Annotated in this window: 14 protein-coding genes; 5 read left to right on the plus strand and 9 right to left on the minus strand. The window is 47.0% G+C overall.

Annotated elements, in window-relative coordinates:
* The first annotated feature begins 144 nt into the window (after positions 1-144).
* Genes JUE95_RS03970 through JUE95_RS03985 form a run of 4 tightly spaced genes read left to right on the plus strand, consistent with a single transcriptional unit; the run spans position 145 to position 3,158 of the window.
* The gene (locus JUE95_RS03970) at positions 145-762 is read left to right on the plus strand and encodes an ECF transporter S component (protein WP_203649356.1); all 618 of its coding nucleotides are present in this window, start codon (positions 145-147) and stop codon (positions 760-762) included.
* Complete coding sequence (locus tag JUE95_RS03975) at positions 762-1,553, plus strand: energy-coupling factor transporter transmembrane component T family protein (RefSeq protein ID WP_203649358.1); 792 nt, start codon at positions 762-764, stop codon at positions 1,551-1,553. Before JUE95_RS03970 ends, JUE95_RS03975 begins: the two co-directional genes overlap by 1 nt.
* Positions 1,526-2,404 carry an ABC transporter ATP-binding protein gene (locus tag JUE95_RS03980; protein ID WP_203649360.1) on the plus strand — a complete coding sequence of 293 codons (879 nt, stop codon included), beginning with the start codon at positions 1,526-1,528 and terminating at the stop codon, positions 2,402-2,404. Before JUE95_RS03975 ends, JUE95_RS03980 begins: the two co-directional genes overlap by 28 nt.
* Positions 2,355-3,158, plus strand: coding sequence for an energy-coupling factor ABC transporter ATP-binding protein (locus JUE95_RS03985; RefSeq protein WP_203649362.1), 804 nt, complete (start codon positions 2,355-2,357; stop codon positions 3,156-3,158). The genes JUE95_RS03980 and JUE95_RS03985 overlap by 50 nt, the downstream gene beginning before the upstream one ends.
* Before the next feature lie 50 nt (positions 3,159-3,208).
* Here JUE95_RS03985 and JUE95_RS03990 read toward each other — a convergent pair whose 3' ends face one another.
* The 7 genes from JUE95_RS03990 to JUE95_RS04020 form a co-directional block, all read right to left on the minus strand.
* Positions 3,209-4,384, minus strand: coding sequence for an MFS transporter (locus JUE95_RS03990; RefSeq protein ID WP_203649364.1), 1,176 nt, complete (start codon positions 4,382-4,384; stop codon positions 3,209-3,211).
* 255 nt (positions 4,385-4,639) lie between these two features.
* Positions 4,640-5,032, minus strand: a complete 393-nt coding sequence (gene rpsI / locus JUE95_RS03995; protein ID WP_203649366.1) for a 30S ribosomal protein S9 — start codon at positions 5,030-5,032, stop codon at positions 4,640-4,642.
* 13 nt (positions 5,033-5,045) lie between these two features.
* Positions 5,046-5,489: a 50S ribosomal protein L13 gene (rplM, locus tag JUE95_RS04000; RefSeq protein WP_089088809.1), complete on the minus strand. Its 444-nt coding sequence runs from the start codon at positions 5,487-5,489 to the stop codon at positions 5,046-5,048.
* Between the two features lie 176 nt (positions 5,490-5,665).
* Positions 5,666-6,460, minus strand: a complete 795-nt coding sequence (gene truA, locus JUE95_RS04005; RefSeq protein ID WP_203649368.1) for a tRNA pseudouridine(38-40) synthase TruA — start codon at positions 6,458-6,460, stop codon at positions 5,666-5,668.
* Between the two features lie 14 nt (positions 6,461-6,474).
* A complete protein-coding gene (gene cbiQ, locus JUE95_RS04010) occupies positions 6,475-7,275 on the minus strand; it encodes a cobalt ECF transporter T component CbiQ (RefSeq protein WP_203649369.1) in 801 nt (266 codons plus the stop codon).
* Positions 7,268-8,146, minus strand: coding sequence for an energy-coupling factor ABC transporter ATP-binding protein (locus tag JUE95_RS04015; RefSeq protein WP_203649371.1), 879 nt, complete (start codon positions 8,144-8,146; stop codon positions 7,268-7,270). Before JUE95_RS04015 ends, cbiQ begins: the two co-directional genes overlap by 8 nt.
* The gene (locus tag JUE95_RS04020) at positions 8,116-8,949 is read right to left on the minus strand and encodes an energy-coupling factor ABC transporter ATP-binding protein (RefSeq protein ID WP_203649373.1); all 834 of its coding nucleotides are present in this window, start codon (positions 8,947-8,949) and stop codon (positions 8,116-8,118) included. The genes JUE95_RS04015 and JUE95_RS04020 overlap by 31 nt, the downstream gene beginning before the upstream one ends.
* A 182-nt stretch (positions 8,950-9,131) precedes the next feature.
* On the opposite strand from JUE95_RS04020, the gene JUE95_RS04025 reads away from it, so the two are divergent.
* Positions 9,132-10,775: an FAD-dependent oxidoreductase gene (locus JUE95_RS04025; protein WP_203649375.1), complete on the plus strand. Its 1,644-nt coding sequence runs from the start codon at positions 9,132-9,134 to the stop codon at positions 10,773-10,775.
* Positions 10,776-11,000: 225 nt separating this feature from the next.
* On the opposite strand, the gene rplQ is transcribed toward JUE95_RS04025, so the two are convergent.
* Together rplQ and JUE95_RS04035 are read right to left on the minus strand one after the other, a co-directional pair.
* Positions 11,001-11,384: a 50S ribosomal protein L17 gene (gene rplQ / locus JUE95_RS04030; protein WP_203649377.1), complete on the minus strand. Its 384-nt coding sequence runs from the start codon at positions 11,382-11,384 to the stop codon at positions 11,001-11,003.
* 30 nt (positions 11,385-11,414) lie between these two features.
* Positions 11,415-12,362 (minus strand): DNA-directed RNA polymerase subunit alpha, encoded by a 948-nt coding sequence (locus JUE95_RS04035; RefSeq protein WP_203649379.1) that lies wholly within the window; start codon positions 12,360-12,362, stop codon positions 11,415-11,417.
* Positions 12,363-12,385 lie beyond the last annotated feature (23 nt).

The raw sequence follows: 12,385 nt of genomic DNA on the forward strand, positions 1-12,385 counted from the left end.
ATTCTTGACATTCGCCTGGAAATAGCTTAAATTGGTCAACAATAAAATAAAAGTACAAAAGGCTTTTATTTTAATCCATTTTAGGTCGTTTTTACTTTTATTTTAGAGGCTTTATCATCTAATATTTCACAGAGGAGAGAGACTATGAAGGAAAATGGGATTGAGCACAATAAAGGGAATCGTTTCAACATGTGGAAGATTCACCTTTCGGTCGCAACCGTGACGCTGATACCCGCTGCTGTTGGGATTAACTACGTGGCCAAGGCGTTCGCTGAAGGCTTGAAGCTGCCGTTATGGTTAGGTTCACTGGGGACTTATCTGGCCAGCATGCTTGCCGGCCCCACCGCCGGAGCCATCAGCGGTTTTATCAACAATATTATTTACGGGCTGACCTTGTCACCAGTATCCACCGTTTATTCAATCACGAGTATCGCCATTGGGATCGTTGTTGGGGTCCTATTCAACCGCGGCTGGTTCAGTAGTGCCAAGCGAGTCTTTGTTTCAGCTATTTTGATTGCACTGACTTCTGCCATTATTTCAACACCGCTGAACGTCATCTTCTGGGGCGGTCAAACCGGTATCCCGTGGGGCGACGCCATTTTTGCCGGCATGATCGGTAATCACATCAACATCTGGATCGCCTCATTCACCGACGAATTCATTTTGGATATCATGGACAAAGTCGTTGTGGCTTACATCGCCTTCTTCATTTACAAGCAGCTGCCGCAACGCATGATCAACTACTTTAAGGACAATCAATAATGGAAATTCGGAATAATAGCATCCAAAAGATAGCGCGCTTGCACTGGTATAACTTTGTCGATCCGGTGACCAAACTACTGTTGGCCCTGTTTTTGACCATGCTGTCGTTCGATTTCACCAACCTCTATTTTGAAGCTGGTCTGGTCCTATGCTCACTGGTGCTGTTACTCCTATCGCGGCTGACTTCGGCCACCATTAACGCGGTGTCATTCTGCCTGTTTTTGATTGTCACCATGATTTTAATTCAAGGCTTGTTCTACAGTAAAAACGTCCATCCGCTATTCTCGGTCATGGGCATCACCTTCTACCTTGAAGGTCTCCTGTACGCCCTGACTATGAGCGCGCGGATCCTGATCATCATCTTTGCCATCGGTTTCTTTATGAACACAACTACCATTTCCGAAAACGCCAAGTACCTGGAATCCATCGGTATGCCCTATAAACAGGTCTACTTACTCATGTCGGTTTGCTACATCCTTCCTCAGATTCAGCAGAACATGAAAAAGATCCAGTTTGCCGAGCGAGCGCGGGGAATTAACCCGCAGAAAACGGTGACGCAAAAGATCCGGTCCATTTTACCGATTCTGATTCCACTAATCATCAAAACTTTTGATCAGTCCATCAACCGGTCGATCACGTTGCAGCTACGCGGCTTCAACAGCCCGGAGCGAACGCTGGCAACGCCGAAATACTGCTATTTTAAAGCAAAGTTCAGTCACTATTGTTTAAGTTTCGCGACTATCTTATTAATCGGGTGGAAGTTATGGCAAATAATCAGCAGGTTTCTTTAACACATCTCAGTTTCACCTATCGGCATGACCATGACGCCGTGTTACACGACATCACGGCTTCCGCGCCGCTAAATAGCATCGTCGGTATCATTGGCAATTACAACGCTGGTAAAACGACACTGTGCCGGATTTTGGCGGGAATCATTCCCAATATGATGGCCGGTAACCTGCAGGGCGACGTTCAAATCGGTGCCCTTTCACCCACCCAAAACTGGTCTGACTTTAATCAGCAGACCGGTTTTGTGCTGCAGGACCCTAGCAGTCAGCTAAGCGGCTTGGCTGATACCGTGGCCGATGAAATTGCTTTTGACCTCTTAAACCACGGCGTAGATGAAGCCGCCATTCAGCAACGGGTAGTCGACGTGGCCGCCCAGCTGCAGCTTACCGCTCAATTGGGACAGTCCCCCGTTTCGTTGTCAGGCGGCCAGCTGCAGCGGCTGGCGATTACCACCGCCATTGTCACCCGACCAACTATCCTGTTGCTGGATGATCCTACCAGTGAAATGGACCCGCAAGGACGGGAGGCCTTCTTCACGTGGCTCAAGACCATTAAGGACGCCACGATCTTCATCGTATCCAACGAAATTGATGATTTGTGCGAAATTGCTGACCGTTTATGGGTCTTAGACAACGGTGAGTTGGTCAGTCAAGGGACGCCGGCTGAAGTTATCAATTCGCTGAATTCCGACTGGCAGATTGGCACGCCGAAAGTTTATCAGCTGGCAAGGCTAATGGATTGGACAATGCCAGACGATAACAATCAGTTTCCAGTAACTGTTGACCAGCTGAGGAGGTGTGCAGATGACGACCATTCAAATCAATCATCTCAAGTATCAATATCCCACCAGTGACTTTAAGCTGAGCATTGACCAATTGTCGATCAACGAGAATCTGGTCGCCTTCGCTGGGCAAAACGGTGCCGGTAAATCTACCCTATTCAAATTACTTACGGGGTTAGTGCGGCCGCAAGCTGGCGAAATTATCATTAACCACCAAGGTTTAGCCATTTTATCGCCAGAGGACCGGCTAAAGACCATCGGCATCGTGTTTCAAGATCCTAGTTCACAGCTGTTTAACGCTACCGTGGAAAAGGAAGTCGCTTGGAGCCTGTTACAAACGGGATTGGACGCATCCGTGATTGCCGATACTGTTGATAAAGCACTGGCAACAGTGGGCCTCACCGACTTAAAGGATAAAAATCCCTTCGACCTGTCGCTGCCAGAAAAGAAGCTGCTGGCCATCGCTACGGTGTTAGCCATTAATCCGCAAATTTACCTGTTTGATGAGCCCATGATCTCACTGGATTGGCCCAGCCGGCAGCTGGTGACCCGGATCATGAAACAGCTGGCTAAAGAAAAGCATCAGGTGATCGCCATTACCCACGATATGGACTGGCTGGCAGCCAACTTCTCCAAGATGTACGTGCTGTCGGACGGTCAAGTGAAGTTCGAAGGCACACCAGAAACCTTCTTCGGTCTCCCAGCGTTGTCGGCAAAAACCGGCCTGTTAACGCCGCGGATCATGCAGATTGCTAAGGAAGTGTTCGGTGACTCACGGGTTTATTTGACGCCGGAGGATTATATGAAGAAACATTCCGGAAACTAAAAACGCCATCCCAATACAGTCTATTGGGATGGTATTTTTGTGGGTAAACTCTATTGAGTTATGTCACCGCTTGTTCTTGATTTCTGATGGGCGCTCACCAACACAACAACTAAAATGGCGACCAATATCATCAGTCCAAACAGAAATGTATAGCTAGCGCCGCTTAGCGAAAAGACCTTGCCAACCCCAAACAATAAATACGGCGTGGCAAACGAGCCTAAATTAGCGGCCACTAAAAGAATGGAAAGCCCAATATTGACAAAATCTGATGGCAGCACTTCAGTCACCAAATTATACAGAAACGGTATAAATAGCGCGAATGCAGCACCGATAAAAATAACCCCTACGGCGGACAACGTCATCGTTTGAGCCTCATAAATACATAGAAAACCTAGGATAAACACAACAATTGACAGTGGGAAAAGGCTATCCTTCAGCCGATGCCTTAACCAGCCGAATAGCCCACCGAAAATCATACTCGAGATTTGCATGAAACTTAATAGCGTGCTCGCGGTTGTCCCGTTTCCATACCCGCGCTCAATCACAATCTGCGAAATCTTAATCTGTGGTATGCAATAGACCGATAGCAGGATAAACATTAACGCTAGGCCAAATAGGTATCTTTTATTTTTGAAGATTTGCCAATCAAAAACCTTGTTCGTTGGCTTGCTTTGAGCTTGCCTTGGATCCGGTACAAAGCGAATAAATAAAATCATAATCGGAATCATAATGAGGTACACGAGAAAACTCGCGCGCCAGCTGAGCATCAACAATACCCCGCACAAATATGTGAGCATTGCTGAGCCTAGCCCCTGACATGAACTTTGTAGACCAATTAACTTCTCTTTTTGAGGACTTTCAAAAAACGTCCCAATTAAACTGACCGCCAGTGAGTTAAAGGTTCCCAAACCAAAACCAAACAACAGCCGCGCACCTAAAAACAGTGCATAGTTATTGATGAATGTTGGCGCGATTCCGCCGATCAATGCCATGTTTAATCCCAATACGACAGTCCGTTTGGCACCAATCAGTTGTGCTAACTTACTGCTCATGAGTACTGAAAAGATGATGGCAAAAGATGGCACTGTGATTAGCATTTCAATAGAGGGCAATGATTGATTTGGAAATGAATTTTGAATAGCAGGAATGGTGCCCGCCACCGCTCCTGGCGATGTCAGGACAAGCGAAATCGATAACAGTGAAATGGTCATTGCTTTACTTCTCATGTGTCCGGCCTCAATTAATGAATTTGTTTGCCTCTATTAAACTAGTTTCGGTGCTTAAATACAATGGAATTTTGATGGATAAATCACAACCGCTGCTCAAGTTGGTGGTACTGAGGCTCTTAACCGCTTAAAGATCTCAGCAGCTAAAATCCCCCCAACGTTATGTCACATTACTAATCCACCAGAAAAATCGGTACAAAAAACACCTTTTCCTCCACATGGAAAAGGTGTTTCGAACGCAATATAACAAGTATATTAACGCTTTGAGAATTGAGCAGCCTTACGGGCCTTCTTGAGACCTGGCTTCTTACGTTCTTTCATACGTGCATCACGAGTTAACAGACCGGCACGCTTGAGGGGACCACGAAAATCTGGGTCTACTTCGAGCAATGCACGGGCGATACCGTGACGAACAGCGCCAGCTTGACCTGAGAAGCCACCGCCATTAACGTTTGCTAAAACATCGTAGTTGCCTAGAGTTTCAGTAACGTTGAATGGTTGAACAACCACTTCACGTAAGTTAGCGAATGGAATGTAATCTTCGATTGCTTTATCGTTCATAACGATCTTACCAGTACCTGGTACTAAACGTACACGAGCGACTGAATCTTTACGACGGCCAGTGCCGCGATATTGTACTTGAGCCAATTTGATTTCCTCCTTAAATTAGGTTGGTGATGTCTAAAACTTCAGGCTTTTGAGCAGCATTGTCATGTTGGTCGCCAGCGTAAACGTGAAGCTTCAAGCCGATCTTGTGACCTAATGAAGTATGAGGAAGCATACCCTGTACAGAAGTTTCAATCAGCTTTTCTGGGTCATTTGCACGAAAATCACCAGCAGTGCGTTGCTTTAAACCGCCTGGATGGTTCGTATGGTGGTAATAGATCTTCCGTGTAGCCTTCTTACCCGTTAAAGCAACCTTCGAAGCATTGATCACGATAACGTGATCACCAGTATCTACATTTGGGGTGAACGTTGGCTTATTCTTTCCACGTAAGATGTTTGCGACAGCTGAAGCAAGACGTCCCAAAGGAACATCAGTTGCATCAACCACGTACCACTTGCGATCCACGTCACCTGGTTTAGCCATATATGTTGTACGCACGATTAATTTCCTCCAATTTCAGTGTTTGTTTGACATCCGTTAACAAGTTTCCGGGGCTTATCGTGGGGCAAACAATACCACTTAACATAGTACAAATTTCTGCCCCCTAAGTCAAGGCTTTTCTAGATTTGTTTTCACTCAATGCCACGAAACTGATGGTTAGCCACCGCCAGTCTCTAACGTTGGTGCTTTGGCAGCTTTGTGGGGTGTTCTGGATCATCGCCTTCATAGTAGACGTGTTTCAGATACAGCCCACTGGCGGGTACCGTCCGCCGCGCTGCCCGCCGATCATTAATGCGGTACAGATTTTGAATATCATCCACCGGCCGCGTGCCAGACCCGATCTCTACCAGCACGCCCACCATGATACGGACTTGGTTATAGAGAAAGCCGTTGCCGTAGAACTCAAATACCAGCTCGTTATTGGCTTTATCCAAGCGGCATCCGGCTTCGTAAATAGTTCGAAAATACGTCCGGGCTGATGACCCGGAAGCGACGAAACTGGTAAAATCGTGTTCACCGATCAAGTCCTTAGCGGCCTGATTAATGCGATCCACATCCACCGGAAACTTCCAGTGACCGGTATAGTTGCGTTTAAAGGGATTCCGAAACTCCCCCAGATCCATTCGATACACGTACCGCTTGCCAGAAACGTCGTAGCGGGCGTGAAAATCGTCGCTAACGATGTCTACATGCAGGACCTCCATATCGACAGGCAGCATAGAATTCAAGCCCCTACGCATGTTTTCAGCCGTTAAATGATACGGCATGTCAAAGTGGACTACCTGGCCTAAGGCGTGAACACCGGCATCCGTTCGACCGGAGCCGTAAACTACGATAGCTGGGGTTGGGTTCTTAGCCATTTTGTTGACCACTCGAGTTAGCTCGCTTTCAATCGTCCGCTTGTTGGGCTGCCGCTGAAAACCGGCAAAGTTGGTGCCGTCATAGGCTAATGTAATTTTATATCTCAAAAGAACTGTTCCTCTCAAATAAAATAGCGTAATACGATTACGGCACTTAAGCTGACCACGTAGATCACCAGTGAAGCGGTATCTACACGATGCCACTTCAACTGCCGGTACTTGGTTCGATTTTCGCCGTCCTGATAGCCCCTGGCCTCCATGGCCGTGGAAATATCAACCGCCCGGTTAAAGGCGTTCACAAACAACGGAATTAAAATCGGCACAATGGTCCGAATCCGTTGCCGCAAACCGCCTTCACCGAAGTCCACACCACGGGAACGCTGAGCATTCATGATTTTCTCGGCTTCGTCCATTAAAGTTGGCACAAAACGCAGTGCTAACGACAGCATCAAAGCCAGCGTCGCCACGGGAAAGTGCAGCTTTCGCAGCGGGTTCAGTAAAGATTCAATACCGTCAGCAATTTCCAGCGGTTCGGTGGTAAAGGTCAGAATAGTTGAAACCAAAATGATCAAAACGAACCGCATCAAAATTAGTCCCGCGCTGTTCAAACCATTTTGACTCACAACTAGCCAGCCCCACTGCCAATAAACGTGACCGCCAGCCCCAAAGAAGACTTGGATCAACACAGTAAAGATCATTAGCCAAAATAGTGGCAGCAACCCACGAATGTAAACTCTTAACGGGATCTTGGAAGCCGCTACCGATAATAGCAGTAACAGCGTCATAATCGCGTACGTCCACACATCATTGGCAAAGAAAACTACCGCAATGTATAGAAAACTCAATACTAATTTTGCCCGGGGATCCATCCGGTGAACCCAGGAATGTCCGGGGATAAAACGGCCAAACATCACTTTATTCATGGGGATGCGCCCCCTTCGACAGCTGCGGTGCAATCTGATCAGCCAGGTCAGTCACTGTCAGCGGCATATGATCAAACTTAAAACCGCCCTGCTGCAGCTCATAGGCAAACTTCGTGGCTGACGGCAAACCAAGCTGATGTTCCTGCAGCCACTTGGGATCACTGAAAATTACCCGCGGCGAACCCTGCTTGAGCAACGCACCGTGTCCCATGACGATCACGTGGTCCGCGTAGTTTGCTACATCATCCATTTGGTGAGTAATCAGAACGATTGTCAGCCCCTGTTCTTCACGCAGCCGGGTGACCAGCGTCATAATCTCTAGCCGGCCGCGGGGATCCAACCCCGCCGTTGGCTCATCGAGAACCAGTACTTCCGGTTCCAACGCTAAAACACCGGCAATTGCCACTCGTCGCATTTGACCACCAGAAAGGTCAAACGGTGACCGTTCCAGCAAAGACCCATCCAGTCCCACTTCGCCAGCCATCCGTTTGGCGAGCACTTCAGCATCCGTTTCCGAAACCCCAAAGTTCTGCGGTCCAAAAGCAATGTCCTTGAGGACTGTCTCTTCAAACAATTGGTTTTCCGGGAATTGAAACACCATGCCGACTTTTTTTCGTAACGGTTTGAGATGCTTATTTTTAGTTTCAGTGGTAATTACCCGCTGGCCGATAGTCACTGTCCCGGAGGAAGGCTTCAGCAAAGCGTTGAGATGCTGGATCAAGGTGGATTTACCGCTACCGGTTTGCCCGATCACCGCCGTAAACGACCCCGGCGTGATCTTCAGGTTAATATCCTTTAGGGCTTGCACGGCGAAGGGGGTCCCGGCTTGATACGAATAATTTACTTGTTCAAACGTGATGTCCGTAGCCAATTGGCTAAGCCCCCTTCATCTAAATAGGAATGCGGAACTTCGATATGCCGTTCCCGCAAGGCATCCTTGAGCTTTTCGGGAAGCGGAACATCCAGCCCCATGTCAACTAGCTCCTTGCCGTGAGTAAATAGCTCCTCAGGCGTGGCTTCCTCCACAAAGTGACCGTCGTCGATCACCACGAGGCGGTCGGCGTTGGCTGCTTCGTCAATATCATGCGTAATGGAGAGGACCGTTAGATTCAAGTCCTCCTTTAATTGCTGAATGACCGATAGAATTTCCTGCCGGCCACGGGGATCCAGCATACTGGTAGCTTCATCAAGAATTAAAATTTTCGGTGCAATTGCGATAATTCCCGCCAGCGCGACCCGCTGCTTTTGCCCACCGGACAGATTAGCAGGTTCGCGATCCTTATAATCCAGCATACCGACCTGTTTTAAGGCGTAATCCACCTTTGTCACCATCGTGTCCCGGTCAACGGAACGGTTTTCCATCCCGAACGCCACGTCGTCAGCCACGGTTGCGCCAACGAACTGGTTATCTGGGTTTTGAAACACCATCCCCACTTTTTCTCTGATCTGCCAGACAGTGTCCGGTGTCAGCACTTGACCATCGATAGTTATCTTACCAGAATCGGCAGCCATCAATCCGATCAAAAGCTTCGCCAGCGTACTCTTACCGCTGCCGTTATGGCCAACAATGGCGACCCAGTCACCCGCTTGGATTTCAAAACTCACGTCATCGATAGCTTTGGTGTCACTATTACTGTATTGATAGTTTAAATTTTCAACCTGAATAATGGCCATTTTGTGTCTTCTCCGTCTTTTGAAATTCACTCGTCATTATAACAAATCTTGCCCCTACATTGATACTTTCACAAAGTTTTTTTTGATTCCCCGTGGGTTATCATTTGGCATGCTCACCTATCTAGCCTATAATTAAATAAGTAGGAGAACGCTTTCACTATCTATTTTAAGGAGGTATATCAATGACAAAAAATATTGTTGTCGTTGGTGCGGGCTTTGCTGGGGTTCTCACAACAAAAAAGCTTGCTAAGCGATTTAAATCCAATTCAGATGTGACGATCACTTTGATCGACCGTCATTCTTATTTTACCTACCTGACCGAACTCCACGAAGTGGCAACGGAACGGGTTCAGCCTGACGCAGTTCAATACGATTTACAGCACTTATTCAATCATGCTAAAAACGTCAAGCTGGTTACTGATAACGTGACCCAAGTGGACAAGGAAAATAAGAAAGTCATTGCTGAAAACGGTGAATATCCGTTTGACAGCTTAGTCATCAGTATGGGGGGCGAACCCAACGACTTCGGGACACCGGGGGTTAAAGAAAATGGTTATACCCTCTGGTCCATGGAAGACGCTATTGCCCTTCGTACCCACTTGGATGATGTGGTTCGGCGCGGTTCCGGCGAACACGATCCGGCAAAGCGTCAAGCCTTGCTGACCATCGTCGTCTGCGGTTCCGGTTTTACTGGTGCTGAAACCATCGGTGAATTGATTGACTATAAGAAGGTACTGGCCAAGCGTTACCGTCTTGATGTTAACGAGATTAAGGTGATCTTAGTTGAAGCTGCTCCAACTATCATTAATATGCTGGACCGGACCAACGCCAGCCACGCTGAAAAGTACCTCAAGGATAATGGCATCGACATTCGGGTTTCATCTGCCATCACACAGGTTAACCCCGATTCAGTTGAAATCAAGGATCAAGATCCCATCTCAACGCAAACCTTGATTTGGACTGCGGGTGTTAAAACAAACCACACTGCCGATGAATTTGGAATCGAATCCGGTCGTGGCGGCCGCTTGATCACCAACAAGTATCTGCAGGCACAAGGCTTTGAAGATAAGAGTATTTACGTTGCCGGTGACGATGCTAACGCTACCGAGGAGGGTGCTGAACGCGCCGTTCCTCAAACCGCGCAAGAAGCCGAATTTGAAGCCTATGTCGTGGCTCACAACGTGGCTGAGGACATTAATGGCGGACAGAGCTATCAAGCCTTCAAGGACAAGAATATGGGCTTCATGGTTTCATTTGGCTACCGTTATGGGATTGCGCAAGTCTTCGGTGGTAAACGAATCCGCGGCTGGTTTGCAACTGCCATGAAGCATGGTGGTAACTTATTGTACTTCTGGCGAATCCGCTCTGGTTACGCCATGTGGAAATACCTGATGGATGAAATCTTCAAGACGGAAAATAAACGGACAGTTCTGGGCAGTAATACAGCAACCAATACCAACGTGCTGTGGACGTTGCCATTACGCTTATTCTTCGGTTTAGGGCTCTTCTTAGACGGTTTGAGCAACATGGGCGGAACCGCTGGCTGGATGACCAGTTTGTCACCAGCCATGGGCACCATTGAACTGATTCTCGGTGCACTGATCTTCTTTGGCCTCGCCACCTGGTGCGCCAACTTCTTGGTTATCCTCGGGTTCTTGTTCCTTGTTCATACTTGGCCGGCCAGCTGGATATTATTTGTCGCCTTTGCCTTACTCAACGGTTCCGGCCGTACATTTGGTTTAGACATCTGGTTCGTACCGTGGTTACAACGAACCTGGGGTAAATCCCGTTACGGCACGCCAAAGTCAATTTACAAACAGAAATAAGCTCAACTAAAATAAGCATCTCCCGTATTGGGAGATGCTTATTTTGTCTATCGATGGAATCGAAGACACAAAAAAATCACTACCGAATAAATGGTGCACGGACAAACCGCATTCAAGCTAGACTCGAATTCATCATCATCATAGCGCTTTATACCATAAACTCGGTGTGATTCTATTGCGATCAGCAATAGAGCTGATCACGATTACTGCTTTAATACTACTTAATTAGTCAACAAGTTGTAGAATAACCATTTGTGCGCCATCGCCACGACGAGGCATGGTCTTCAAGATACGAGTATAACCACCATTACGGTCAGCATACTTAGGAGCAACTTCGCTGAATAGTTTTTGCAATGCAGTAGAGATTTGGATGTTATCGCCATCTTCTTTAACATCAGCAACTACATCACGAAGGAAGCCGGCAGCTTGACGACGGGCGTGCAAGTCGCCACGCTTACCTAAGCTGATCATCTTGTCAGTAGTAGAACGTACTTCTTTAGCACGGGCTTCAGTGGTCTTGATTTGGCCATGAATTAATAATTCAGTGGTAAGATCCCGAAGTAACGCGCGACGTTGTGAACTTGTTCGTTGCAATTTACGGTAACTCATTACTGGATACCCTCCTTTTTTATATTTATACTAGTCTTCTTTACGAAGTGATAACCCAAGGTCGTTGAGCTTTGCTTTGACTTCTTCCAATGACTTCCGGCCCAAGTTACGAACTTTCATCATGTCGGCTTCAGTCTTGTTGGTCAGCTCTTGAACAGTGTTGATTCCCGCACGTTTGAGACAGTTGTATGAACGAACTGATAAATCAAGTTCTTCAATCGTCATCTCAAGCATCTTTTCTTTGTGGGTCTCTTCCTTTTCAACCATGATTTCAGCGTTCTTAGCTTCGTCAGTTAAATCAACAAACATAGCCAAGTGTTCCGTTAAAATCTTAGCAGCTAAACTGATAGATTCGCTAGGGGTGATTGAACTATCGGTCCAAACGTCCATCGTTAACTTATCATAATCAGTTCTCTGACCAACCCGCGTGTTTTCAACCTGATAGTTAACACGTTCGATTGGGGTATAAATAGAGTCAATAGGCAAAACGCCAATTGGCATATCTTCCTTAGCCTTGTTTCGGTCAGCTGAAACGTAGCCGCGACCTTTATTTGCAGTCATTCGCATATGGAAGGTTGCCCCTTCTGCGACAGTCGCAATATAAAGATCAGGATTGAGAACTGTGACATCACTGTCAGCAGTAATGTCACCAGCTGTAACTTGAGCAGGTCCCTTAACGTCAATTTCCATTGATTCGATTTCATCGTCGGGTCCTTCAAGCTTAAGCGAAATCTTCTTAGTATTCAAAATAATCTGAGTAACATCTTCCACGACACCTTCAATAGTAGAAAATTCGTGTAAGACACCATCAATCTGAATACTTGTGACAGCAGCACCAGGCAGCGATGAAAGCAGAATTCGTCTCAAAGAATTCCCTAACGTAGTTCCGTAACCACGTTCGAGAGGTTCAACGACAAATTTGCCGTAATCGTCGCTTTCTTCAATTTTGTGAATGTTAGGCTTTTCGAATTCGATCATTCTTATCTTTTACCCCTTTCAAA

The sequence above is a fragment of the Secundilactobacillus yichangensis genome, assembly GCF_016861565.1.
Classification (GTDB): Bacteria; Bacillota; Bacilli; order Lactobacillales; family Lactobacillaceae; genus Secundilactobacillus; species Secundilactobacillus yichangensis.